Below are 25,930 nucleotides of genomic sequence, written 5' to 3'. Positions count from 1 at the left end.
CGGCCAGGTCCCTCGCTCCCCGCACGAGTCGGATGGACCCCGTCCAGTGAACGTTGATCTCGTGGTGGCCGGTGCCGGGTTCTTCGGCCTCACGGTCGCCGAACGGTGCGCGGCCGGACTCGGCCTGCGCGTGCTCGTGCTCGACCGCCGCGACCACATCGGCGGGAACGCCTACAGCGAGGCGGAGCCGGAGACGGGCATCGAGGTGCACCGCTACGGCGCGCACCTCTTCCACACCTCCAACGAGCGGGTGTGGGAGTACGCGAACCGGTTCACCTCCTTCACCGGCTACCGGCACCGCGTGTACTCCACCTACAAGGGCCGGGTCTACTCGATGCCGATCAACCTCGGCACGATCTGCGAGTACTTCGGCCGGGTCTTCACCCCCGACGAGGCGCGCGCGCTGATCGCCGGGCAGGCCGCCGAGATCCGCCGCCCGGCCAACCTGGAGGAGCAGGCGGTCTCGCTGATCGGGCGCCCGCTGTACGAGGCGTTCATCCGGGGCTACACCGCCAAGCAGTGGCAGACCGACCCGCGCGACCTGCCCGCGGAGATCATCACCCGGCTTCCGGTGCGCTACACCTTCGACAACCGGTACTTCGACGACACCTACGAGGGGCTCCCGGTCGACGGCTACACCGCCTGGCTGGAGCGGATGGCCGACCACCCGAACATCGAGGTCCGGCTGAACACCGACTTCTTCGACCTGCGCGGCGACATCGCCGGCAACGTGCCCGTGGTCTACACCGGCCCGCTCGACCGCTACTTCGACCACGCCGAGGGCGAGCTCGGCTGGCGGACGCTGGACTTCGAGACCGAGGTCCTGCCGACCGGCGACTTCCAGGGGACCCCGGTCATGAACTACGCCGACGAGGACGTCCCCTACACCCGGATCCACGAGTTCCGGCACTTCCACCCCGAGCGTGCGGGCTACCCGTCCGACCGGACGGTCATCATGCGGGAGTACTCGCGGGCCGCCGCGCGCGGGGACGAGCCGTACTACCCCGTCAACACCGCCGCCGACCGGGCCCGGCTGCTCGCCTACCGCGAGCTGGCCAGGCGCGAGGACGGCGTGCTCTTCGGCGGGCGGCTCGGCACCTACAGGTACCTCGACATGCACATGGCCATCGCCAGCGCGCTCACCATGGTCGACAACCGGCTGCGTCCCCATTTCGGCGAGGGCACGCGTCTCACTAGCGGAGGTACGGACGAGTGACCGAACACGCCGAGGCGGCCGGGGAGTCCGGCGCCGCCCCCGGGATGCGGGTCCTGCAGCGCGTCGTGATGCCCGTCGACCGCGACCTCGACGTGCTCGGGCTGTACGTCGAGGGCGAGATCGCCCGCGGAGCCGAGGCCGTCGCCGCCGAGAGGGCCGCCGAGACCGGGGACGGGACAGGGACCGGCGCCGAGACCGGCGCCGGGACCGGGACCCCGGCGGACGGGGCCGAGGGCGTCGGCCGGCGCAGCGTGGTCGTGCCGGTCGGGCGCCGGGTCTCGTTCGCGACCTACTTCAACGCCTTCCCGGCCAGCTACTGGCGCCGCTGGACGTCGGTGGAGGAGGTCGTGCTGCGGGTCCGGGTCCGCGGCCAGGCCACCGTCATCGTCTACCGGTCCAGCGCGAAGGGCCACGTCCAGCGCGTCGACTCCGTCCGCGTCGACTCCGAGACCCCTTGCGAGGAGACGTTCCGGCTGACGCTGGGCCCGTTCATCGACGGCGGCTGGTACTGGATGGACGTGCTCGCCGGGGAGGGCAACGCCGTCCTGGAGCGGGCCGACTGGTGCGCCGACGCGAGCGCCACCGGACCCGTACGGCAGGGGCGGGTCAGCCTGGGCATCACCACGTTCAACCGGCCGGGCTTCTGCGTCGACCAGCTCGTCGCGCTCGGCGGCGCCCCGGAGGCGCTGGACGTGGTGGACGCCGTCTACGTCGTCGACCAGGGGAGCCGGCGGGTCCGCGACGACGAGGGCTTCGAGCGCGCCGCCGCCCTGCTCGGACCGAAGCTGCGCGTCATCGAGCAGGGCAACCTCGGCGGCTCCGGCGGTTTCTCCCGCGCGATGGACGAGACCCTCAAGGCGGGGACCAGCGACTACGTCCTGCTCCTGGACGACGACGTGGTCACCGAGACCGAGGGCGTCCTGCGCGCCGTCGCGTTCGCGGACTTCGCCCGGACGCCGACGATCGTGGGCGGCCACATGTTCAACCTGTTCGTCCGCTCGCAGCTGCACGCCTACGGCGAGACCATCGGACGGTACCGCTGGTGGTGGGAGGAGGCCCCGCACACCAAGCGCGAGCACGACTTCGCCAAGCCGCCCGACCCGAGCCCCCGCGCGCGGACCAGTTCGGGCAGCCTCCTCAAGACGAAGTGGCTGCACCGCCGCGTGGACGTCGACTACAACGGCTGGTGGATGTGCCTCATCCCCACCGACGTCGTCCGCAAGGTCGGGCTGTCCATGCCGATGTTCATCAAGTGGGACGACGCCGAGTACTGCGTCCGCGCCGGCGAGGCGGGCTTCCCGACCGTGACGCTGCCGGGCATGGCCGCCTGGCACGTCCCCTGGCAGGACAAGGACGACGGCATCGACTGGCAGGCGTACTTCCACGAGCGCAACCGGCTGGTCACCGCCCTCATGCACTCGCCGTACGAGCGCGGGGGCAACCTGCTCAAGGAGAGCTTCATCATCTCGGTGAAGCACGCGCTGGCCATGCAGTACTCCACCGCCGAGCTGATGCTGTCGGCGATCGAGGACGTGCTGGACGGGCCCGAGCACATGCACGCGGGGATCGTCTCGAAGCTGCCCGAGATCCTCGCGTTCCGCGCCGACTTCCCCGACGCGCAGAACCGCGCCAGCCACGAGGAGTTCCCGCAGGTCCGGCGCGCCAAGCCGCCGAAGCGCGGGCGCGGGTTCAAGCCGCCGCGCGGCACGGTGAACGTGCTCGCGAGCGCGATGCTCGGCACCGTCAGGCAGCTCCGCCCGGTCGAACCGGGCTCGCGCGGCAACCCGCAGGCCGTCGTCCCGCACATCGACCGGCACTGGAGCCTGCTGTCGCAGGTCGACAGCGCGCTCGTCTCCTCCGCCGACGGCACCCGGGTCGCCTGGTACCAGCGCGACCCGGAGCGGTTCCGGACGCTGCTGCGGCGCACGTCGCTGCTGCACGCCCGGCTCGGCCGCGAGTGGCCGGAGCTCAGCCGCCGCTACCGGGCCGCGATGACCGAGATCTCCTCCGCCGAGGCCTGGCGGGCGACGTTCGAGGCCGCCGCGAGCCGGGACGCGATCCGCGGAGACTCCGGCGGCACTGGCAGAGACTCCGGCGCCCCTGACGGGGACTCCGGCGGCCCTGGCGGGGACTCCGGCGGCCCTGGCGGGGACTCCGGCGGCCCTGGCGGAAACGGGCCCGGATGACCGTCACGCCGGTCCGCGCCGACGAGGGGCTGCGGCCGCCGGGAGGGGACGGCGGTCTGCGGCGGACCTTCCGGGAGAAGTACCTCCTGCGGCTGCTGGTGCGCCGGGAGCTCAGGGCCCGCTACAAGGGCTCGCTGCTCGGCCTCGGCTGGTCCTACGTGCGGCCCGCCGTGCACTTCGCCGTCTACTTCTACGTCATCGGCGTCTTCCTCGGCATGGACGACCGGGTCGAGGACTTCCCGGTCTACCTGTTCGCGGGCATGGTCCTGATCAACCTGTTCACCGAGACGCTGCACTCGGCGACCCGCTCGGTGACGGGCAACGCCCCGCTCGTGCGCAAGGTGTTCCTGCCGCGCGAGCTGTTCCCGACCGCGTCGGTGCTGGTCTCGCTCGTCCACTTCCTGCCCGGGATGATGATCCTGCTGGGCGGGGCCGTCGCCGCCGGATGGCGGCCGTCCCCGGCGGAGCTCGGCGCGGCCGCCTTCGGATTCGCGATCATCCTCGTGCTCGGCTTCGGGCTCGGGCTGCTCTGCGCGGCCGTGAACGTGTTCTTCCGCGACCTGGAGCAGGTCGTGGACATCTCCATGATCGTCATCACCTGGTCGGTGCCGATGATCTATCCGTGGACGCACGTCCGGACGCACGCGCCCGGCTGGGTCCTGGACCTCTACCTCGCCAACCCGCTCGTCAGCGCCGTCTCCCTGTTCCAGCGGGCCTTCTGGTTCCCCGGGACCCGCGGCGACTTCGCGTTCCCGCCCGACCTCTACGCCCACGCCGGCATCTCCCTGGCCGTCAGCGTGCTGGTGTTCGTCGCCGGGCACGCGGCGTTCTCCCGCATGCAGGCGCGCTTCGCGCAGGAGATGTAGCCGATGGATCCCTCGCACCGGCCGTCGATCGTCATCGACCGCGTCACGAAGAACTTCACACTGCGGCACGCGCGCTCGATCAAGGAGATGAGCGTCCGCGCGTTCCGCGGCCAGCGCCTGTCGGACCGGTTCCGGGCCCTGGACGAGGTGAGCCTCACCATCGGCCAGGGCGAGACCGTCGCGCTCATGGGGCTGAACGGGTCCGGCAAGAGCACCCTGCTCAAGCTGATCTCCGGGGTGATGCGCCCCGACGCCGGGTCGGTCCTCGTCCGGGGGCGCGTCGCCGGGCTGATCGACGTGGGCGCCGGCCTGCACCCCGAGCTGACGGGCCGGGAGAACGTCTTCCTCAACGGCGCGATCCTCGGCATGCCGCGGGCCGAGATCGCCCGCAAGTTCGACGCGATCGTCGAGTTCTCCGGCGTCGAGCGCTTCCTGGACGACCAGGTGAAGTTCTACTCCTCCGGCATGTTCATGCGGCTGGCCTTCTCGATCGCGGCGCACACCGAGCCGGACGTCTTCCTCATCGACGAGGTGCTGGCCGTCGGCGACCCGCCGTTCCGGGAGAAGTGCCTGGACCGCATCCGCGAGCTGCGCGGCGAGGGCCGGACCATGGTCGTGGTCGCGCACGACATCAGGATGCTCGTCGGGCTCTGCGACCGGGGCGTCACCATGCGGCAGGGCCGGGTGATCTTCGACGGGCCGACGGAGGAGGCCGGCCGGCTGGTCCGCGAGGACCGCGCCGCCCGCCGCGCCGCCGCCGGGGCCGGTACCGCGGCCGGGGCCGGAACCCCTGGCGGAACCGGGGCCGGACCGGCGGCCGCACCGGGAGTTTCCGGGGGAATGGGAGATCTCGGTGGATAGGGTGTCCCGAACCGCGGCCGGGGGCGTGCGCCGGTGCGGGACCGGGGCGTGCGGGAGCGGGGCGTACGGGACCGGGGCGTGCAGGAGCAGGGCATGCGGGAGCAGGGGAGAGGTACGGCGTTGACCAAGCAGGAGTCCGGCAGCCCGTTGCTCGACGACGTCCACCGCGTCATCGCCGACCGGGCGTGCGCCGTCCTGTCCCTGGACGTCTTCGACACGGTGCTGTGGCGCCGGGTGCCCCGCCCCACCGACGCGTTCGGGCTGCTCGCGTCCCGGATGCGGGAGGCGGGCCTCTGCCCGTCCTGGGTCACGGACGCGACGCTGCGCCGCATGCGGATCGCCGCCGAGGACGCCGCCCGCCGCGGCCGCGACGCCCTCGGCACCGAGGTCTCGCTCTTCGACGTCTGGCGCGCGATGCCGGACGGGATCTTCGACGCGGCGTCCCTGGAGGAGCTGGTCGAGGCCGAGGTCCGGCTGGAGCGCGAGCTGACCGTGGTCGACCTGGACGTCGCCGAGGTCGTCAGGGCGGCGCGCGAGCAGGACCTCCAGGTCGTGCTGGTGTCCGACACCTACTTCACCGAGGAGCACCTCTCCCGGCTCCTCGACCGGCCGGAGCTCGGCCCGCTGGACGGCGTGCGCGTCTTCCGCTCGAACCAGCACGGCACCGCCAAGGCGTCCGGCCTCTGGGAGATCGTGCTGCGCGATCTCGGCCGCGCCCCGGAGCAGATCGTGCACGTCGGCGACCACGAGATCGCCGACCACGAGGTGCCCGGCAGGCTCGGCATCCGCACCGTGCACTACCGCAGGCTCGACGACCCCTACCTCGACGTGCTGGGACGCGAGAGGGAACCCGTCCTGCCGTTCGGCGACCACGCCCCCGACCTGGACGACCGGCACGGCGACTTCGGCCTCACCAGCCTGCGGGCCAAGGCCGTGCACTCCGGCGTCCCGTTCACCACCTCCGCGCTCGACGTCGCGTGGCGGTACGGCGCGGGCGTCCTCGGCCCCGTGCTGACCGGCTTCGCCGAATGGGCGGCGTGGCGGGCGCACGAGACCGGCGCCCGCCGGCTGTGGTGCCCGATGCGCGAGGGCGAGCTGCTGTCCCGGCTGATCAACGAGGCGGCCGGGGCGCGCGGCTGGGACGTGCGCGCCGCCCCGGTGTGGCTGTCGCGGTTCACGACCTCGCTCGCCGGGCTCGACCCCCACGACACCGCCGCCGTGCACGCCTTCGTCCGCACCGGGTACCGGCTGACCGTCCGGCAGGCGCTGTCGGTCCTGGAGCTCCAGCCCGGCGACGTGCCCGGCCTCGCGACCGAGCTGGACACCGTCATCGACAACGGCGACATCGCCGAGCGGGTCGCCCTCGCGCTGACCGAGACGCCGCACCTGTGCAACCGGCTCGCGGTGACCGTCACCGCCGCCCGCGAACGCATGATCAAGTCGCTGCGGGACGCGGGCGCCCTCGACGACGACGCGCTCGCCGCCGGCGAGCTGACGCTCGTCGACCTCGGCTGGGGCGGCACGATCCAGCGCCAGCTCGGCCGCGCCCTGGAGATCGCCCGCATCGACGTCCGGCCGGCCGGGCTGTACCTGGCCACCGACGGGCGGGCCGAGCGGGTCCACATGGCCGGTCTGCGCGCCGAGGGCTACCTGGCGCAGGCCGGGCACCCCGCGAACGTCGCGGCGACCGTCACCCGCAGCCCCGAGATCGTGGAGCAGTGCGTCAACGCGCTGTGCGGCTCCCTCATCGGCTACACCGAGGACGGCGCGCCGGTCCTCGGCCGGGCGGCGGACTCCCCGTCCCAGAACGCCGAGCGCCGGACCGTGCAGGACGGAGTCCTGGCGTTCCAGCACATGTGGAACAGGTACGTCGCCGCCTCCGACGGCGCCTGGCCCGACCTCGCCCGCCCGCCCGCGGCGCGGAACCGGCTCGCGCGCATCCTGGTGGCCGCGCTGGAGTCCCCCACCCCCGACGAGGCCGCCGTCTTCGGCAACTGGACCCACGAGGACAACTTCGGCTCGTCCCTGGTCACGACGCTGCTGCCCGCCGACCTCAAGGCGGCCGTCCCGTACCTGTCGCCGGGCGACCTCGGCGACCTGCACATGCGCGACTCGTTCTGGCCCGCGCTGATCGCCGCGTCCGACACCGGGCTCGGCGCCATGGCGAGGGCCGTCGCCGACGGCGCCATCGACGCGGAGGCGTTCGACCCGTCCGGCGAGAAGCACGAGACGCGGCTGCGGTTCCGGACGGCCGACGACCGGTGGCACGAGCCCATCCGGCGCCGCGTCCGGATCAACCACAACGGCCTGTCGTTCACCCGGCTGTCGTTCGAGCACCACGACACCGTCGACATCTCCCTCGCCATCCCCGGCCGGCCCGCGATCGTGCGGGTCGACTGGATCGAGGCCCGGGTCGTCGCCGGAGGCCGGCGGCGCGAGCAGGTGCTGTGCTGGGACAAGCCGGAGGACTTCGTCGGCCTGCACTACGCCGACTGCCGCTACCTCGGCGGGAACCTCATGGAGTTCGACACCTCCTACGCGGCCGTGTGGCTCCCGCTGGCCCGCCGGGCCGGGACGCCGGCGGTCTCGTCCGGGCAGGTCACGATCGCGTTCGCGATGCTGCCCCAGTCGGCGACCGGCATGGCGCCGCGCATGCCGGTCGACCGGAGGGCCGAGCGGGCCGCCCGGGCCGCGCGGCTCACCGAACGCGTCCGCGCGGAGTACCGGACCACCGGCGTCCGCGGAATCGCCGCCGGAGCCGGACGAGTGGCCAGGAGGAAGCTCGGTGACACGTGACTTCGGGGCGGCCGCGACCGGGTCCCCGGACGACCCGCACGAGCAGGCCCGCGCCGCCCGGGAGCAGCCGCTGCTGCTGCACTCGATGGCGGTGTTCCGCGAGCTGTTCGCGACGCTCTTCCGCTGCCGCGACATCGGTGTCGTCGTCGAGGTCGGCGTGGAGTCGGGTCAGGTCAGCGCGCTGTACGCCGACCTCGGCGCGACCGTCCACTGCGTCGAGCCCGCACCCGGCGAGGAGTTGCGCGCCGTCCTGGACGGCGACCCCCGCCTGAACCTCGTCGAGGGGCCGTCCCCCGCCGTCCTGCCCGACCTGCCGGTGGCGGACCTCTACATCCTCGACGGCGACCACAACTACGCGGTCGTCCGCGACGAACTCGCCTGGATCATGGCGAACGCGCCGGACGCCCTGGTCGTCCTGCACGACGTGCTGTGGCCGTGCGGGCGCCGCGACTTCTACTACCAGCCGTCGCCGGTCGCGCCGCAGGACGCGCACCCGGCCACCACCGACGGCCCGACGGTGTGGCACGACGAACTCACCCCGGCCGGGTTCGTCGGCGACGGCGCCTACACCGTGGCCGAGCGCGCGGGCGGACCGCGCAACGGCGTCCTCACGGCCGTCGAGGACGCACTGGCCGAGGCCCCCGACTGGCATTTGGAGATCGTCCCGGCCGTGTTCGGCTTCGGCGTCCTCGCCAGGACGGGCGCCCCCGGCGCCGACGCCGTCTTCGAAGCGCTGCGTCCCCACACGTCCTCGCACCTGCTCGCCGCGCTGGAGAACAACCGCATCGCCCTCTACACCCGCGTCCTGCAACTCCAGTACGAGGCCCTGGCCCGCACCGGCGACGCCACGCGCCTGGCCGAGACCATCACCGCCCAGCAGCGGGAACTCGCCCGCCTGAAATCCGACCTCGACCGGACCACCACGGAACTGGCGGCACGGCGCAGCGAAGCGCAGGCGCAGGCGCAGGCGCATCGGGAGGACGCCGGCCGGGCGGTGGCCCGCGCGGCACCGGACCCCGAACTGGGCGAGGCGATGTCGCATCTCGGGCGAGCACTCTCCGCCCGCCTGCGCAGAACGCCCCCGGGCCGTCCGCGATGACCTCGGCGCGGCCGAGACGGCGGCCGCGATCCTGGCCTTGAGGGCCGCCCCCCGCATCCAGGAGAAGGAGCTGACGATGACCGACTACGTCGCGAGCGTGGCGATGCACGAGGGGACCTGGGGGACGTTCCTCGAACCCGACCCGGCCCTGGAGAGCGCCGAGAACCTGCACGACATGCTCGGCATCCCCATCCTGAGCGGGCACCACGCCGACCTCACGGCGTTCCAGGGACGGAACTCGGTCTTCGACCGCATCGCGGCTCGGGCCAAGGACGTGAACCTCGCCTACGAGGACCAGTGCAGTGCCCAGCACTACTACGACGTCTTCAGTTGCGTCGAACGCGAGCACGGCACGCTGACCCGCCTCGTGGACATCGGCGTCTTCATGGGCGGCTCCGCGACCGTGCTCGCCGGCTGCGTCGAGCCGATGGGACTGGAACTCGACCTCGTCGACGTCAACTCGGTGTTCCTCCAGTTCGCCCGGGAACGGGTGCGCCGCGTCTTCCCCCGCGCCATGACCCGCGTCCGCATGTTCCACGGCGACCTGCCGACCTATGCCGCGAACGTGCTGAGCGGGGAGCAGGGCACGCGTGCGCTGGTCCACCACGACGGGGCGCACGACTTCAACCAGGTCGTCAAGGACCTGAGCTCCCTGTACTTCGCCCGCGACCAGGTCCACGGCGTCGCGCTCCAGGACACCCACCTGCGCGGCGAGATCGGCTACTTCAACTTCGTGGACGCGGCCGTCTACGCCATGTTCGGCGTCGGCGTGAAGTACGACGCCCTGGGCGCCCGCTACCCGCAGGAGTCGCCGGTGACCCACCCCAACCAGTGGAACGGGAACTACTTCCTGGCCGACACGCCGGAGGGGATGTACGTCCCGTTCGACGGCGTGGAGTGGAAGTACCCGCATCCCGCGATGGAGTTGGAGGCGTTCCTGCCGGTGAAGGCGGCCCCCGCCGGTTGAGCTCGGCACCCGCCGGTTGAGCATGGCCCCGCCGGTTGAGCGCGGCCCCCGCCGGTCGAGCGTGGCCGGATGCGGCCATCCGCGCGGGGCGCCGTGTCCGATCTTTCCCGCGGGCTGACCTGGTGACCGATTTGGCGAGCGAGAAGACGCGTCCTCGGGGCTCTTCCATTGAACGTGGCGCGGGAACGCGGGAAGCTCTTTACCCTGTGCTGTGTAGGAAACCAGACCGTAAGCAACCGAACCGGCCACCCCCAGGCGTTCCCCACATTCCCGCGACTCCCAGGGGTCTCTCGACGTGACGGACATGGCGAGCGGGTCCGCGATGGCGCGGCTGACACAGGCCGACCGCGTCTACGTGGGCTGGCGCTACGCGCAGGTGCACCCCGACCCGGGGCCGCCCCCCGACCGGCCTGAGGAGCCCGCACGGCCGCCGCTGCCGCCGCCCGCGCGGCGGCTCGGCGAGGACATGGCGGGAAAGCCGCTGCGCATCGCCTTCGCCGGCACGCTGGTGTTCGTCGGGCTGTTCCTCCTGTGCGGCGCCGCCGGGGTGATCCCGTGGGCGTTCGCCGTCGTGGCGCTGCTGGCGTGCGGCGTCGTCCTCGCCATCACCGGCGGCGCGCTGTGGCGGGACGAGCGCGGCGTCCGCGAACGGATCGCCCAGGAGCGGGACGCGGAGGCGCGCGCTCGGGCCGCACGCGAGCGGGCCCACAGGAAGGCCGACGAGGCCTACGCCAAGGATCGGGCCGAGTGGGAACGCCGCCAGTCGGCGTACGAGAGCCAGCGCGAGTGGTACCCGGTGGCCGTCCCGCCAGGGGTCGACCGGGTGGACGTCGTGGGCGGGACGCTCGCCGGGTGGTCCGCGGCCGTCACGACGATGGGCGCCGCCAGGCTCGCGGTGGGCGCGCGGCTGACCGTCATCGACCTGTCCGAAGGGGCGGTCGCGCACGACCTCCTCCGGCTCGCGGCGAACCGCGGCGACGACCCGCTCGTCTGGGTCCTGCCCGCCGACCTGCCGCGCCTGGACGCCACCCGCGGCCTGAACCCCGAGGCGCTCGCCGACGTGCTGTCCCTCGTCGTCAGCGCGGGCGAGGAGGAGGGCGGCACCCGCGACCTGTCGTTCGACAACTCGATCCTGGAACGCCTCATCGAGGTCCTCGGCCCGGACACCACGATCCCGAGGATCACCGCCGCCCTGCGCGTCCTCGCCCAGGTCGGCGACCCCCGCGACGACCTGCGCAAGGGCCTGCTCACCGACGAGCAGCACGAGCGCATCGCGACCCTCTTCGGCCGCGACGCCACCGACCGCATCGTCGTCCGCCGCGCGTGGGCGCTGGAGGCGCAGCTCCGCAAGCTGGAGAAGCTCGCCACCGAGCCCGTCCGGCTGCCGCCCTCGCGCCTCCACGTGGTCTCGATGGACCGGCGCGCCGGCGTCCTCACCAACCGCATCCTCGGCACCTACGTCACGACCGCCCTCACGCACCGGATCCGCGAGGCCCCGCCCGGCGGCCGCTGGGACCACACGCTGTTCCTGTGCGGGGCCGAGAAGCTGCGCGGGGACGTCCTGGACCGCCTCATCGACGCCTGCGAGGCCACCGGCACCGGGCTCGTCCTCATGTACCGGTCGATCCCCGGCCACGTCCGCGAGCGCCTCGGCCGCCGCGGCCACGCCGCCGTCGGGTTCATGCGCCTCGGCAACCCCGAGGACGCCCGCGTCGCCGCCGAGCACATCGGCGCCGGGCAGCCGCTGCTCGTCGCCGAGATCACCGACTCGGCCGCCGAGACGCTGTTCGACGTCGCCGGCGAGACCTACGCGAGCACGGTCGCCTACGCCCGCCCGCGCGGCGACGGCCTCACCGACCCGGTCTGGACGCCGCTGCCCGCCCCCGCCGCCGACGACTCCGTCCTGGTGGAGGGCATCAGCTCCGCGACCGCCTGGGGCCGCACGGTCGCCCGGCGGCGCCCCGACAAGCAGCGCTTCCGCGAACTCCTCGTCGAGCCCCCGCAACTCCAGGAGCTCCCGCCGACCGCCATGGTCTTCACCCACTCGGGCGCGACGGGCCGCCGCACCCTCCTGGTGGACGCGAATCCGGGCATCATCACGCTGCCGACCGCCCACTCGATGGAGTTCGAGGAGTACCTCCGCGAACAGCAGGAGACCCCGGAACAGCCCGACCCCGCCCCGCCGGAGCCCGCGAAGCCTCCCGATCCCCCGGCCCCACCGCGTCTCCCCAAGGCCCGCCACGCGCTCCCCAGAGGCACCGGCCCCCGCCAGCCCCGCAAGGTCCCACCCCTGAAGCCCACCGGCCGCCACAAGGCCAACCCCCCGTCCACCTCCTGACGGCGCGGGCAGCCTCGCGTCTCTCGCGCTGGTGGGGATAACCCCCGTTGCGATCTTGGGGGATGCCGGGTCGTGGGCGGTGGGGGCCGAAACTAGCGTTTTGGGCATGACTTCGATTCTGCGCAGGTATCTCGCCGTGGCGGTCGGTGTCGCCGCGGTGCTCGCCTGCGATGTGGCTCCGGCCGTCGCCCGGCCCGCCGGTCCCTCCGCTGTGGAGCGGTTGCGCCAGGACACCGAGGCGATCCGTGACCTGGGGGTCAGTGGGGTCCAGGCCCGCATGGTCGGTCCCGACGGACGGCAGTGGGTCGCCACCAGCGGCACCGCCGACCTGAAGACCGGCCGCCCGGTCCCTTCCAACGGCTACTTCCGTATGGCCAGTACGTCCAAGACGCTGGTGGCGACCGTGGTGCTCCAGTTGGTGGCCGAGGGCCGGCTGTCCCTGGACGACAAGGTCGGCCACTGGCTGCCGGGAGTGGTGGAGGGCAACGGCAACGACGGCGGCCGGATCACCGTCCGCCAACTGCTCCAGCACACCAGCGGCATCCACGACGACCTGCCCGGATACACCACGCCGGAGGAGTACTACCAGCAGCGCCACGACCTCTACAGCCCCGAGCAGCTGGTCGCCCGCGCCATGGCCCACGCACCGGACTTCTCGCCCGGCACGGACTGGAGTTACTCCAACACCGGCTACGTCCTGCTCGACATGATCATCCAGAAGGCCACCGGCCAACCCGCCCGCGGGGAGATCGGCGCCCGCGTTCTGCGCCCGCTCGGCCTCGTCCAGACCCGGTGGGTCGGCACCTCGTCCACCCTGCCCCGGCCGCATGCCCGGGCTTACCAGCTCTTCGGCCCCGGCTCCCGGGTGGACGTCACCGACCAGATCCCGGTGGACCACCAGAACCTCGCGTGGGTCACGACCACGCGGGACCAGAACCGGTTCTTCCGGGCGCTGCTCGCGGGCCGTCTGCTGCCGGCGCGGCAGCTGGCGGAGATGAAGCGGACCGTCCCGGTGAGCGCGGAGGTCCAGCAGTCGTGGCCCGGCGGCCGCTACGGCCTCGGCCTGGTCGAACGTCCCCTGAGCTGCGGGGGCACGTACTGGAGCCACGAGGGCGGGGACGGCGGCTACATCACCCTCAACGGCGTCACCGAGGACGCCAGGCGAAGCGCCGTGGTCTCCATGTCCGAGGCGCGCGGCGACACGTTCGAGCACATCAAGGCCCAGGAGGACGCGGCCAGCGCCCTGATCGACCACGCGCTGTGCGCCGTGGGCCCCGGCACCCCATGAATTGCGACGTCGCCGCGCAGGCCCCCACGCCGTGGCGGCGGTTGATCAGGATGGCGATCAGCGCGTCGGGAGGGCGGAGTCCAGGGCGGTGCGGAGGGCTGCGCGGGGCAGGAGGAGCACGGGGCCGGTCGGGTCCTTGCTGTCCCGCACGGCCACCGCTCCGGCCGCGTCCGCCAGCTCGACGCAGTTCCCGCCACTGGATGTGCTGCGGCTACTCCTGCGCCAAGACTTGTTCCTCAGGTCCATTTCTCTATTGCCTTCCTGATGACCTCGCGCGACATATTTTCAGTAAGTGCCTGTGCACGGAGTTCGATCAGAGTTCGCGCCAGAGTGGCCAAGTCCGTCGGGTTGTCTGTTGCGATGCCACGGATGGCCGTCTCGACGTAGGCAACCTCGCTGCGGTCCTCCATCGTCGCAATCATGAAGTCACCTGAGTTGCCGGTGTGCTCACCACTTGCCAAGACTACTTGAATCGTGATGTTCGGCAACATGCCCATAGTGAGCAGGTGCTCCAACTGCTCCTTCATCGTCTCGACGGGACCGACCCGCCGGTAAAGGGCGTGCTCATCGAGCAGCAGCACAAAGAGCGTGGGGGGCGTTCCATCGTCCCTCGTGAGGATGGCCTGGCGTCGCAGTCGGAGGTCTATGGCTTCCTGGTTTCCCCTCAGGAGAACTGACGTGTAGGCCACGGTCTGGAGCAGTCCAGGTATCACGCCGTGCTCCCAGCAGGCCAGCATCACCGCATCGCCTTCGACCTGCGGCCAGTCGAACCAGACGGGCACAGGGTGACCGTCCTTGTTCAGGTCCTCCCACAGACCGATCAGCGCTCCATGCGCCTCAAGGTGGTCGTCCACGATCTCCACGAACGGCCGCGTGGCGCGCTTCTTCCCCGCCTCGATACGGCTCACCTGTGCGGGCCCCCGGCTCCCATGCCAGCCGCTTCACCCCGAACACGCGGCGATGGGACTCGACGAAGGAAAACCGACAGATCGCGCCAACGGCACCGGCAACATCCGGGGCCAGATAGAACATGGGTCAGTCCCAAGGGAGAGGACACCGCCCCGCAGCCACGGCCGCAACGGCAGGCGTCCCTACGCAGCAAGTCTCACCGAGAGAACAGCATCGGAGCGTGCGCGCGTACGGCGCCAACCCGAACGGCCCGATTTTGATCGCGGACTACCTGAGCATCGCCGGGGCGATGATATTCGACAGGCCCCCGGACTGGAGAAGTCCGAGGGCCTGTCTGGTTGACGTGCGGTGTCCCGGGCCTGGGCAGGCCGGGATGCCGCTGCTTTTCGGCCCAGCCGATCTATCGCTAGCCCTGGGTCACTACTTCAAGCTTTCCATCAGCATCCACGCATTCCGTGCAGTTAGTCGAAAAACGTGATTTTGCTGAAGTCCACTTTATGGTTTCCCTCCTCCTTCTTCATTAGGAGTTCGGGCAAAGCGTGTCGGCTGATCCGGCAGGGGAGCTGCAGTTGATCTACCACCGCATAACCCATTTCCTCCAGAGCCGCCCGCTTCGTTGGGCTGTTCGACATCAGGATGACCGTGTCGCCGACCCCGATATCGGCGAGCGCGGTCTTGGTCATGCTGTAGTTCCGCAGATCAGGGGGCAACCCCATCGCCTTGTACGCGGCGAAGGAGTTGATGCCTTTGACCCGCTGTATCTCCAAGCCACGAATCTTGTACAGCAGACCGGCACCCCGGCCCTCCTGAAACAGATAGATGACCGCGCCTCGACCACGCCTATGGATCTCCCGGAACGCCCCCTGGAGTTGCGTTCGGCAGTCACAATCCTCAGCACAGATGGCTTCACCGAAAAGGCAGGAAGAATGTGGTCTGATGGCGGTTCCCGGCAGACCGAGATCGCCCCGATAAAAACTGAGGCACTGGACGCCCGACGTGTCCTCGTGCAACGATACCGAGAGTTTCTCACCCATTACCGGAATAATGGTGCTAGCCAGTATCATCTTATTGATCCTTTCTCTGGTTTGTACGAACCGCAATACGGCTCACACTGGGACAGTCCGCCACACGCACCTCTTGGCAACCATGTTTCTGGGTGCCCAACCCCTCAACGAGCACCTGGCCCGCGAGTGTCCGGTTTTCGGCACCTCTCTGTGTCAGGCGGCGGCGAGCAGAGATGTGTCCGTGTCTCGGATCACGGTCCGGTAGACGACGTCGCGGAGCCGTCGTTTCAGGCTGCGCAAGACTTCTTGCCCTCGGCGCGTTTGCGCTGGTAGAAGTCCCGGCCAGCGGTCTGGCGGCGGATCTGGGTGATGGCCATGATGGGCAGTGCGGAGTTGAGCTACCGGTCGCCGGCCCTCGATAGCCGGTGCCGTTTGACGTCTCCGGACGAGGCGTCCAGCGGCGCGACGCCGCGATAGGAGGCGAACGCGGCGGCCGATCGGAACCGGTCGACGCCCGCTGTGCGTGCGAGGATCTTGGCCGCCGACAAGTGACCTGCCGTGCAACTCGGTCAGGCTGGTGCCGGAATCAGTGACCGCCGCGGAGATCTGCTCGGCAACAGCGGTGATCCGCCGGTCCAAGCGCCGGATCTCGGCGACCAGGTCCACCACCATGGCGGGCAGCGTGCAACCCAAGACGGCCTGACGACGCACCCCGCGCAGGGCTTTGGCGGCGATGTCGGCGGTCAGCCTGCGCGGCAGGCCGGCCGGGACGAGGTTGGTGGGCAGGGCGTGCAGCCGGTTGATGGTCTGGGTTCGGGTGCGCACCAGGTTCTCGCGGTGCTCGATCAGGGCGCGCATTGCGGTGACGGCCTCGTCCAGGCGGGCCACGTGCAGTCCGGTGGCGGTCTGAGCCGCGATGCCGACCGACAGAGCGTCGGCCTCGTCGGTCTTGCGGCCGTGGCCGGTCGACAGCAACCGGACGCGACGCGCGAGCTTGGCCGGCACGTCCAGCACGGCGATGCCGTCGTCGGCCGGCGGTGCACCGAGGCCGCGGGCGCCTTCGATGGCCCAGCGGGCCCACGGCCATGCGCGTGCGAATCGCTGCAGCTGCCGGTAACCGGCCTTGCTGACTGAGGGGCCACGCGTTTTCCGGACAGCTTCCTGATGGGCAGACACGGCAGCTGTAGTTCTTGATCGATGAGGTGTCTGGGCTGGTTATCGGGATGCCGGGTGGCTGGGGGCAGACGGGCGGCCACCGCGATGCTGATCGTTTGTGAGGACGAATCAGAACGCGATGGCCGTGGAGGCCACGGTAGTCGGGCAGGGGTGGACCGAGGTGTTCGGGGCGTTCATGGCCGAGGTGGCGGATTGCTTTCCGCGTCGGGAGCCGCGGTTGCTCGCTCGCCGGATGACCGAGGCGATGCTGATGGGGCTGCAGCGGGTGAACTGCTGGACGCTGGCGGAGGCGCTCGGTCACTCGGGGCCGCACCGCTTGCAGCACTTCCTGTCCCGCGGGGTGTGGGACCCCGAGCTGGCCTGCACCATGCTGGAGCGCGCCCGCACCGCGGGGGTCCGCGCCGACCACACCGTTGACACCCCGGCCGGCGCATTCACCGCCACCCGCCTGGTCGCGAAGCTGCCCGACCGCGCCTGGATGCGCCTGCGCACCGGGCACGGGACCAAAGGCGACCGCCACTACGACTGGGCGGTTGTCGACGTCCTGGCCGACGACGATCCCGCCGACGGCACCCCGGCCGGGCACAACGCTCTGCTGGTCCGCCGCCACCGCTACACCCGCGAGCTGTCCTTCTACCGCTGCCACTCGGCCGCCCCTGTCACGCTCTGCGAACTCGTGCGCGTGGTCTGCACGCGCTGGCGGATCGAGAAGGACTTCCACACCGCCAAGAACCTGGCAGGGCTGGACCAGGGCCAGGTGACCTGCTGGAACTCATGGATGCGGTGGAGCCTGATCAGCCTGGTGGCCGCCGCTGTCCTTGCCATCGCCCGGGCCCGCACCGCCCGCACCACCGAGCAGACGCCCGATCTCGTCCCGGTCAGCGCCCGCGAACTGCTCCGACTCCTGCGGGCCGCTGTCCTGCCACAGCCGCGCCGCGACCTCGCGCACGTCCTGCGCTGGTCCGCCTGACGACGCCGCCACCAGCGGAAAGCCACCGCCTGCCACCAGCGCTGGAACAACATCACCCCACCATCACAGTGAGGAGACGGATCATGGGTGAGGCGGCGTGTCATGAGAACGAGATGGTGGTGAAGAACGACCTTGCGGTCGTTGCCGAGGTGCGGCGGTTCGTTCGATTGGTCGCCGGTCAGTGGGAAATGGACGACTTTGTGCCGTGCCTGGTGGCGAGCGAGCTGGTCACCAACGCACTCCGCTACGCGTCCGCGTCCGACGGCGACGTGACGTTACGGATCGGGCGCACTGATGACGGCGCGCTGTGGATGGAGGTCCAGGACGCGACCTGCGATCTGCCCCGCGTCCAGTGCGCGGACATCACCGACGAGGCGGGCCGGGGGCTGTTCATCGTCGACCAGTTCGCACGCTCTTGGGGCGTCCGCCCTCTTTCCGGCAACGCCGGCAAGGTCGTCTTCGCGGTCCTCGACACCTCGTGAAGACCGGAGGGGGACGGCCTACCCCCGTCCGCCATCCGGAAAGTGGGGGCGGTCGGGGGAGGGAAGCCATGGGAAACCGGGCGTGTGGGAGCGATAGCGGTGCTCTACATGGGTGACGAAGCTCGGGAGGGACGGGTGGTGGTTGGCCTCGTGCCACATCAGGGACCAGGGGTAGGCCGGGGTGGGGTCGGTGATGGCGATCTGGACGACGTCCGGGTGACCGGGGTACTGGGTCTTGTTGCCGAAGGTGATGAGGCCGGGGGAGGCGCCGACCTTCTCCATGATGTGGTCGTGACCGAAGACAGGGCCCGAGGTGTCGATGTGGATGCCGAACTCCGCGCTGAGGCGGCGGTAGTAGTCCGCCCACTCGCTTTCGGGGGTGTTGCCGGGCATCCATGCCGTCGAGCCGGCGAGTTCGGCCATGGGTACCCGGCGGCGTTCGGCGAGGCGGTGCCGGTGGCCGACCAGGATGGGGATGGGCTCCAGAGCGGCAGGGACGCGTTTGATCCCGGGGGGAAGTGCGCCGGTGACCCGGCCGAAGGCGGCGTCGACGGAGCCGTCGGTGAGGGCCGTCCAGCGTGAGCCGGCGCCGCGGGAGATGACGATGTCGACCTCGGCGTCACCCGTCTCGTAGTAGGAGCGGACGATCTCGATCGGGGCCGAGTTGTAGCCGAGCACGTCGATGCGCAGGGGGCGGTGGCGGGCGCGCAGCATCGCGGTGGCCTGGTCGGCGAGGCTGATCAGCGCTCGGGCCTGCGGGAGGAAGGCCGCGCCTTCCTCGGTGGCCTCGGCGCCGGTGCGGGAGCGGCGCAGCAGCGGGACGCCGACGGCCGCTTCGAGCTTGGCGATCCGCTTGGAGACCGCCTGCTGGGTCATGTCCAGGCGGTCGGCGGCCTCGGTGAAGCGTCCGGCGTCGACGACGGCGAGGAAGGCCCGGACGGCGCCGAGGTCCATCTCCATCAAGTACTCCAAGCTGTCGGACGCCGCGGCGGATCGGGGGCGGTGGCGCCGCCGGGAGTCAGTCGGATCCTATGAGTGACGCCGGGCCGAGCAGAGCCTTGACGTCGCCGTAGAAGGCGGGACCCGGGGTGACCTGGAAGGGGCGCAGGTCGAACAGGACGCTCTTGGGCCCGTGGCGGTGAAGGAGCAGGTGGACGGGCGTGCGGCCGGGGTGGGCGGTGAGGGTCTGTTTGAGTTCTCCGACGAGTCGGAGGTTCAGCCGGTCTTCGTGGACGTGGATGACGACGGGCGGCCCGGCGGCCGCCCGGGCGAGGTCGAGGGTGGTGATCTCCTCGCCGTAGACGCTGAGCGTCTCGTCGCGGATGTTCGTCCGGCCGCGCACGGAGATCACCCGGTCTTCGGCCAGGGTCTGCCCGTAGAGGGTGTAGGTCTTGGGGAAGACGAGGCATTCCACGGCGGCGTCGTGGTCTTCGAGGGTGACGACCGCCCACGGGCTGCCCTGCTTGGTGACCTTGCGCTGCAGGGCCGAGACGATTCCGGCCACCCGCACGGGTGCGTCGGCGCGGGCGGAGGCCAGCAGGTCGGCGATCGCGGTGTCGCGGTTGGCTTCGAGGATCGGTTCGGCGCCGTCCAGGGGGTGGGACGAGACGTACAGGCCGAGCATCTCGCGTTCGAAGGCCAGCAGGGTGCCGGTGTCCCATTCCTGCTCGGGGACCTCGACCGTGAGGGTCTCGGCGGCCTCGGTGGAGGCGCCGAAGAGGGAGTCCTGGCCGCGGGCGGCGTTGCGCTTGAGGTCGATGACCGCGTCGACGGCCTGCTCGTGGACCATGACCAGGCCCTTGCGGGGGTGGCCGAGGCCGTCGAACGCGCCGGCCTTGGCCAGCGACTCGATGACGCGCTTGTTGCAGACGCTCTGCGGGACCTTGGCCAGGAAGTCGTTGAAGCCGGTGTAGTCGCCCTCTTCCCGGCGGGTGCGGACGATGGCGTCGACGATGCCCGCCCCGGCGTTGCGGATCGCGCCCAGGCCGAAGCGGATGTCGTGCCCGACGGCGGTGAAGTCCAGTTCGCTCTGGTTGACGTCGGGTGGCAGCACCTTGATGCCCAGGCGGCGGCAGTCGGCCAGGTACACCGCCATCTTGTCCTTGTCGTCGCCGACCGAGGTGAGCAGCGCGGCGAGGTATTCGGCGGGATGGTTGGCCTTGAGGTAGGCCGTCCAGTACGAGACGACGCCGTACCCGGCGGTGTGGGACTTGTTGAAGCCGTATCCGGAGAAGGGGACCAGCACGTCCCAGACGGCTTTGACCGCCTCGTCGGAGAAGCCGCGGTCCCGCATGCCGGTGGAGAACCTGCCCCACTCGGCGTCCAGGACCTCCTTCTTCTTCTTGCCCATCGCGCGGCGCAGCATGTCGGCGCCGCCGAGGGAGTATCCGGCGAGCTGCTGGGCGATCGCCATGACCTGCTCCTGGAAGACGACCAGGTGGTAGGTGTCGCCCAGGATGGGTTCCAGCGCGTCCTTGAGCTCGGGGTGGATCGGTTCGACCTTCTGCCTGCCGGTCTTGCGCAGCGCGTAGTTGGTGTGGGCGTTCATCTCCATCGGCCCCGGCCGGTACAGGGCGGAGACCGCCGCGATGTCGGTGAACTCGGTGGGGCGCATCAGCCGCAGCAGGGTCCGCATCCCGCCGCCGTCGAGCTGGAAGACCCCGAGGGTGTCGCCGCGGGCGAGCAGCTCGTAGGTTCTGGCGTCGTCGAGCGGGACCTTGAGGATGTCGATGTCGACGCCCTTGTTGGCTCTGACGCCGGCGACCGCGTCGTTGATGACGGTGAGGTTGCGCAGCCCGAGGAAGTCCATCTTCAGCAGGCCCATCTCCTCGGCCTGGGTGAACGGGAACCCGGTGATGACCGGGCCGCCCTGCTTGGGCTTGACCAGGGGGAGCACGTCGATCAGCGGCTCGGACGACAGGATCACCCCGGCGGCGTGGACGCCGGTGCCGCGGGTCAGGCCCTCGACGCCCATGGCGGTGTCGATGACCCGCTTGACGTCGGGTTCCTCCGCGTACATCCTGCGCAGCTCGCCGGCCTCGCCGTGGCGGGGGTGGCCGGCGTCGTGGATGGCGGACAGGGGGATCTCCCTGCCGCCGGCGGCGGCCGGGAACGCCTTGGTGATCCGGTCGCCGAGGGCGTAGGGGTAGCCCAGCACCCGGCCGGCGTCCTTCACCGCGGCCTTGGCCTTGATCGTGCCGAAGGTGACGATCTGGCACACCCGGTCGCCGCCGTACTTCGCGGTGACGTAGTCGATCATCTCGTCGCGGCGCCGGTCGTCGAGGTCGAGGTCGACGTCGGGCATCGTGATCCGCTCGGGGTTGAGGAACCGCTCGAAGATCAGCCCGTGCTCGATCGGGTCCAGTTCGGTGATCCCCGTGCAGTACGCCACCATCGACCCGGTCGCCGACCCGCGGCCCGGACCGAGGCCGATCCCGCCGGCGCGGGCGTGCCGGCAGATGTCGGCGACCACCAGGAAGTACCCCGGGAACCCCATGCCGTCGATCACCGACAGCTCGTAGTCGATACGGTCCAGGACGTCCCGCGGCGGATCGCCGCCGTAGCGGCGCCCGGCTCCGGCCAGGGTCTCCTTGCGCAGCCACGACGATTCGCTCTCCCCGTCGGGGACGGGGAACTCGGGCATGAGGTCGCGGTGGGCGAAGACCTCCGCGTAGTCGCCGACGCGTTCGGCGATCAGCAGGGTGTTGTCGCACGCCCCGGGGACCTCGCGGTCCCACGACGCCCGCATCTCCGCGGCGCTCTTGACGAAGTAGCCCGACCCGGAGAACCGGAACCGGTTCTGGTCGGCGAGTTGCTTGCCCGTGCCGATGCACAGCAGCGCGTCGTGCGCCGCGGCCTGGTCCTCGGTCACGTAGTGCGAGTCGTTGGTGGCCAGAGGGGGCAGGCCCAGATGTTCGCCGAGTCTCAGCAGGTCGTCGCGGACGCGCCGCTCGATGGCCAGGCCGTGGTCCATCAGTTCCAGGAAGTAGTTGTCCTTGCCGAAGATGTCCCGGTAGCGTGCGGCGGCCTCGACGGCCTGGTCGTACTGCCCGAGACGGAGCCGGGTCTGCACGGCGCCGGACGGGCAGCCGGTCGTGGCGATGATGCCCGCACCGTGCTCGCCGAGCAGTTCGTCGTCCATCCGCGGATATTTCTGGACGTGGCCTTCCAGCCATGCGCGCGACTGGAGCCGGAACAGGTTCCGCAGCCCTCCGGCGTCCGCCGCCCACATCGTCATGTGCGTGTACAGGCCGCGGCCCGACACGTCACCGCCCCGGCCGGTCTCGTCGTCCGAGCGGCGCAGCGCGCGGTCCTCGCTCCAGTACACCGCCTGCTTGTGGAACCGCGACGCCGGCGCGACGTAGGCCTCGGTGCCGATGATCGGCTTGACGCCGGCCGCGGCCGCCGCGTGGAAGAACTCGTGCGCCCCGTGCACGTTGCCGTGATCGCTCATCGCCACCGCGGGCATCCGCTGCCGCGCGACCTCGTCCATCAGCGGAGTGATCTTGGCGGCGCCGTCCAGCATGCTGTACTCGGTGTGCACGTGGAGATGCACGAACGACCTCACGACGACCACGACCTCCGGTTGTAGATTCAGCTGCGAATCCGCGCATTCGACCGGAGAGCGACCAGTGGTGTCCAACAAACGACACGCCACCCGCCACAACCATCAGTTGTGCGTGCAGGTGCGCTGGACGGCGGGGGAGGGCGGGTTCTTCCGGACGGGGCATTGGCGCCGGGGGCGGGAGCGGGGAAGGATGCTGGGGTGACTATGCCCCCTGGTTCGTCTGGTGCTGGCAGGCCGCCTCTGGGGTGGGGCGGTGGGCCGCCGGCCGCCGTGCAGGGGACGCCGTTCGCGCTGCCGGGGCCCTGGTACCGGATCCAGGCGATCCCGAGCCCGCAGCGGGAGGCGTCCGCGGAGTGGGACTTCGTGAGCGTGCTGCCCGCGGCGCTGTCGGCGGCGCGGCTGGGGAGGCCGTTCGTCGTCGGGTGGCTGTCGGCGGGCGGCGGGGCGCCGCTGGAGCTGATCACCAATGCGGGGCCGATCGGGACGCCCGAGGCCGGGGCGGAGACGCACGGGCTGCTGTTCCCCAGCGGTGCGCGCGGCGTGCCGGTCGGGGACGGGTGGCTGCGGCAGGCCGAGCGGATGGCGTGGACGCGGTGTCCGGGACGGCTCGCCCCGCAGGGGGCGGCCGGGGCCGTCGGCGGTCCGGGGCTGTTCGAGTCGACGCTCGCCACGCTGATGGAGCGGCCGTTCGGGTGGTTCGTGGTCGCCGACCCGTGCGACGAGCGGCTGGTCGACGTCGAGATGCGCGAGCTGCACCACGAGTTGCGGATGTTGCGGCGAGGCGAGGACGAGCACGCGCGGCTCGCGGTGGCGCGGGCCGACCGGCGGCTCGCCGAGCTGGACGCGTTCCGCGAGGCGGGGCTCTGGCAGGTCCGGGTGGTCGCCGGGGCCGCGACGCAGGCGGAACTGGGGCAGATCGCGCCCGTGCTGGTCGGGTCGATGGAGCTCGGGCACCATCCGTACCGGCTGAGGTCGGGGCAGGGGAGCGGAACCTTCGCCGAGATGCTGGGCCCGGGGGCGGCGCCCGCGGCGGCGCGGCCGATGGGCGAGGCGGAGCAGCGGTTCCCGTTCACGGCCACGGCCGGGGCGCTGGCGGCGCTGGCGGGACTGCCGCGCCGGGAGGTCCCGGGGCTGCGGGTGCTGGACGCCGGATACTTCGACGTGACGTCCGAGACGGCGCCGGCGAGCGGGGAGGCGCAGATCGAGCTGGGCGCCATCCTGGACGGCCAGGACCGCGAGGTCGGGCGGTTCGCGGTTCCCCGCTCGACCATCAACCGGCACGTGTTCGTCACGGGCGCGACCGGCGCGGGGAAGTCGCAGACCGTCCGGCACCTGCTGGAGCAGCTCACCCGGGCCGGCGTGCCGTGGCTGGCGATCGAGCCGGCGAAGTCGGAGTACGCGGCGATGGCGGGCCGCATCCAGGACCTCGGCGGTCCGGTCACGGTCGTCAACCCCTCCGACCCGGACTCGGTGCCGCTGTCGGTGAACCCGCTCGCGCCGGAGCCGGGCTACCCCGTCCAGGCGCACATCGACATGGTGCGCGCCCTGTTCCAGGCCGCGTTCGACGCCGAGGAGCCGTTCCCGCAGATCATGGCGCAGGCGCTGCAGCGCGTCTACGAGAACAACGGGTGGGACGTGGTGACGGGCGGGGGCGTCCCCGGGTCGCTCATCGAGCCCGCGGTGCCGACGCTGGAGCAGTTGCAGAACGCGGCGCTCCAGGTCATCCAGGACGTGGGCTACGGGCGCGAGCTGATGGCCGACGTGCAGGGGTTCGTGGACGTGCGCCTGCGGTCGCTGCGCATCGGCTCGGCCGGACGGTTCTTCGAGGGCGGCCACCCGGCCGACATCGGCGGAATGCTGCGCGACAACATCGTGCTCGCCATCGAGGACGTCGCGAACGACGAGGACAAGGCGTTCCTCATGGGGACGCTCATCATCCGCATCGTCGAGCACCTGCGGATGCGGGAGCGCAAGCGCGACCGCACCACCGGGTCGGCGCTGCGGCACGTCATCGTGATCGAGGAGGCGCACCGGCTGCTGCGCAACCGCGGCCCGGAGCGCGGCAGCTCCCACGCCGTCGAGCTGTTCGCCGGGATGCTCGCCGAGATCCGCGCGTACGGCGAGGGCATCATCGTCGCCGAGCAGATCCCGACGAAGCTCGTCCCGGACGTCATCAAGAACACGGCGCTGAAGGTCGTGCACCGGCTGCCCGCGTTCGACGACCGGCACCAGGTCGGCGCCGCGATGAACCTGGACGGCGACCAGTCCCGCGAGGTGGTGTCGCTGCGTCCGGGCGTCGCCGCCGTGTTCGCCGACGGGATGGACCGTCCGCTGCGCGTGCGGGTGCCGCTGGGCGAGGGCCGCGAGGCGGAGCTGCCCGGCCCGCCCCCGCCCGTGGACGGGCGGCGCTCGTCGGCGTGCGGCTGCGAGTGCCGGTCGGGGCGCGCCTGCACCCTGTACGAGCTGCGCGAGGCGGACCTGATCGCGGGCCATGCCGAGTGGGCGTGGCTGCGCCTGTGGGGCGACACGCTCGTCCTGGCGCATGTGGCGAACCGCCCGATCCCGTCGGTCCCGCCGGAACTGGGGCGCGCCTGGTCGCGGCTCGCGCCCCGGCTCCGCGAGTGCGCGCTGGCGACCGTCCTCGAACGTGCGGTGTCCCGGCGGTCGCGGGGGCTGCGCACCGCCTTCCCGCCGGCGGACCTCACCGCCGCCGTCGCCGAGATCGCCCAGCGGCTGCTCGGCGGCGGCCCGCCGGGGTCGGCCCCCGGGTCGAACTGGGTGGTTCCGCAGGTCAGGTGGCTGCACGAGCTCGGCAGGCTCTTCCCCTACGGCGGCAGCGCGCCCGACAAGCACGCCCTCGCGCCGCCCCTGGACTACCAGCTGCCCGGCCTCAGGCAGCCGCCGGACGCCAAGCTCGGCCACCGGCTCCGCGCCCTGCGCCGCCACCCGCTGTCCATGGAGCTGGAACGCAACCGCCCCATCGCCGCGACGGCCCTCTACGGCGACGACGACCAGTCGGGCTTCTTCAAGGACCTGGCCGTCGTGGCGATCGGCGTCGACGAGGACGACCAGATCGAGCACGTCGCCGGGACGATGCGCGTCACCGGATGGCTGGAGCCCGTCCTGAGCTGGTACGACCGCTTCGTCACACCGTTCGAGGACCCGTCCAAGGGCCTCGCGTTCCTCAACCCGCAGGCCGAGTGAC

Annotated in this window: 18 protein-coding genes; 12 read left to right on the top strand and 6 right to left on the bottom strand. The window is 71.4% G+C overall.

Annotated features, from left to right (window positions below):
- Nucleotides 1-46: 46 nt before the first annotated feature.
- From glf to ACQEU6_RS23870, 9 genes are all read left to right on the top strand, one after another.
- Nucleotides 47-1,216: a UDP-galactopyranose mutase gene (gene glf, locus ACQEU6_RS23910; RefSeq protein ID WP_499335119.1), complete on the top strand. Its 1,170-nt coding sequence runs from the start codon at nucleotides 47-49 to the stop codon at nucleotides 1,214-1,216.
- On the top strand, nucleotides 1,213-3,402 hold the full coding sequence (locus ACQEU6_RS23905) for a glycosyltransferase (RefSeq protein ID WP_499335117.1): 2,190 nt from the start codon (nucleotides 1,213-1,215) through the stop codon (nucleotides 3,400-3,402). The genes glf and ACQEU6_RS23905 overlap by 4 nt, the downstream gene beginning before the upstream one ends.
- A complete protein-coding gene (locus ACQEU6_RS23900; protein ID WP_499335115.1) occupies nucleotides 3,399-4,268 on the top strand; it encodes an ABC transporter permease in 870 nt (289 codons plus the stop codon). The genes ACQEU6_RS23905 and ACQEU6_RS23900 overlap by 4 nt, the downstream gene beginning before the upstream one ends.
- A 3-nt stretch (nucleotides 4,269-4,271) precedes the next feature.
- On the top strand, nucleotides 4,272-5,129 hold the full coding sequence (locus tag ACQEU6_RS23895) for an ABC transporter ATP-binding protein (RefSeq protein ID WP_499335114.1): 858 nt from the start codon (nucleotides 4,272-4,274) through the stop codon (nucleotides 5,127-5,129).
- Between the two features lie 33 nt (nucleotides 5,130-5,162).
- Nucleotides 5,163-7,925, top strand: a complete 2,763-nt coding sequence (locus ACQEU6_RS23890) for an HAD family hydrolase (RefSeq protein ID WP_499335112.1) — start codon at nucleotides 5,163-5,165, stop codon at nucleotides 7,923-7,925.
- Nucleotides 7,915-9,024: a class I SAM-dependent methyltransferase gene (locus ACQEU6_RS23885; protein ID WP_499335110.1), complete on the top strand. Its 1,110-nt coding sequence runs from the start codon at nucleotides 7,915-7,917 to the stop codon at nucleotides 9,022-9,024. The genes ACQEU6_RS23890 and ACQEU6_RS23885 overlap by 11 nt, the downstream gene beginning before the upstream one ends.
- A 76-nt stretch (nucleotides 9,025-9,100) precedes the next feature.
- The gene (locus tag ACQEU6_RS23880) at nucleotides 9,101-9,991 is read left to right on the top strand and encodes a class I SAM-dependent methyltransferase (protein ID WP_499335108.1); all 891 of its coding nucleotides are present in this window, start codon (nucleotides 9,101-9,103) and stop codon (nucleotides 9,989-9,991) included.
- A gap of 304 nt (nucleotides 9,992-10,295) precedes the next feature.
- On the top strand, nucleotides 10,296-12,329 hold the full coding sequence (locus tag ACQEU6_RS23875) for a hypothetical protein (RefSeq protein WP_499335107.1): 2,034 nt from the start codon (nucleotides 10,296-10,298) through the stop codon (nucleotides 12,327-12,329).
- A 106-nt stretch (nucleotides 12,330-12,435) separates the two neighbouring features.
- Complete coding sequence (locus ACQEU6_RS23870; protein WP_499335105.1) at nucleotides 12,436-13,617, top strand: serine hydrolase domain-containing protein; 1,182 nt, start codon at nucleotides 12,436-12,438, stop codon at nucleotides 13,615-13,617.
- A gap of 57 nt (nucleotides 13,618-13,674) precedes the next feature.
- Here ACQEU6_RS23870 and ACQEU6_RS23865 read toward each other — a convergent pair whose 3' ends face one another.
- From ACQEU6_RS23865 to ACQEU6_RS23850, 4 genes are all read right to left on the bottom strand, one after another.
- Entirely contained in the window at nucleotides 13,675-13,863 is a 189-nt protein-coding gene (locus ACQEU6_RS23865; RefSeq protein ID WP_499335103.1) for a DUF397 domain-containing protein, read from the bottom strand.
- The gene (locus ACQEU6_RS23860) at nucleotides 13,854-14,525 is read right to left on the bottom strand and encodes a DUF5753 domain-containing protein (RefSeq protein WP_499335101.1); all 672 of its coding nucleotides are present in this window, start codon (nucleotides 14,523-14,525) and stop codon (nucleotides 13,854-13,856) included. The genes ACQEU6_RS23865 and ACQEU6_RS23860 overlap by 10 nt, the downstream gene beginning before the upstream one ends.
- Before the next feature lie 462 nt (nucleotides 14,526-14,987).
- Nucleotides 14,988-15,560: a GTP cyclohydrolase II gene (locus ACQEU6_RS23855; RefSeq protein WP_499335099.1), complete on the bottom strand. Its 573-nt coding sequence runs from the start codon at nucleotides 15,558-15,560 to the stop codon at nucleotides 14,988-14,990.
- A 183-nt stretch (nucleotides 15,561-15,743) separates the two neighbouring features.
- A complete protein-coding gene (locus tag ACQEU6_RS23850; RefSeq protein WP_499335097.1) occupies nucleotides 15,744-16,706 on the bottom strand; it encodes an IS110 family transposase in 963 nt (320 codons plus the stop codon).
- 97 nt (nucleotides 16,707-16,803) lie between these two features.
- On the opposite strand from ACQEU6_RS23850, the gene ACQEU6_RS23845 reads away from it, so the two are divergent.
- Both ACQEU6_RS23845 and ACQEU6_RS23840 read left to right on the top strand, forming a co-directional pair.
- Complete coding sequence (locus ACQEU6_RS23845) at nucleotides 16,804-17,676, top strand: transposase family protein (protein WP_499335095.1); 873 nt, start codon at nucleotides 16,804-16,806, stop codon at nucleotides 17,674-17,676.
- Between the two features lie 83 nt (nucleotides 17,677-17,759).
- Complete coding sequence (locus ACQEU6_RS23840) at nucleotides 17,760-18,158, top strand: ATP-binding protein (RefSeq protein WP_499335093.1); 399 nt, start codon at nucleotides 17,760-17,762, stop codon at nucleotides 18,156-18,158.
- 18 nt (nucleotides 18,159-18,176) lie between these two features.
- Here the strand turns inward: ACQEU6_RS23840 and ACQEU6_RS23835 are convergent, their stop codons facing one another.
- Together ACQEU6_RS23835 and dnaE are read right to left on the bottom strand one after the other, a co-directional pair.
- A complete protein-coding gene (locus ACQEU6_RS23835; protein WP_499335092.1) occupies nucleotides 18,177-19,118 on the bottom strand; it encodes a LysR family transcriptional regulator in 942 nt (313 codons plus the stop codon).
- A 58-nt stretch (nucleotides 19,119-19,176) separates the two neighbouring features.
- On the bottom strand, nucleotides 19,177-22,734 hold the full coding sequence (gene dnaE / locus ACQEU6_RS23830; RefSeq protein ID WP_499335090.1) for a DNA polymerase III subunit alpha: 3,558 nt from the start codon (nucleotides 22,732-22,734) through the stop codon (nucleotides 19,177-19,179).
- Nucleotides 22,735-22,995: 261 nt separating this feature from the next.
- Here dnaE and ACQEU6_RS23825 point away from each other — a divergent pair, with 261 nt between their 5' ends.
- The gene (locus ACQEU6_RS23825) at nucleotides 22,996-25,929 is read left to right on the top strand and encodes an ATP-binding protein (RefSeq protein ID WP_499335088.1); all 2,934 of its coding nucleotides are present in this window, start codon (nucleotides 22,996-22,998) and stop codon (nucleotides 25,927-25,929) included.
- Nucleotide 25,930 lies beyond the last annotated feature (1 nt).

Source organism: Spirillospora sp. CA-108201 (assembly GCF_050936235.1).
Taxonomy (GTDB): domain Bacteria; phylum Actinomycetota; class Actinomycetes; order Streptosporangiales; family Streptosporangiaceae; genus Spirillospora.
The sequence above is the reverse complement of the archived record's forward strand: the minus strand, read 5'-3'. Positions and strand labels throughout refer to the sequence as shown.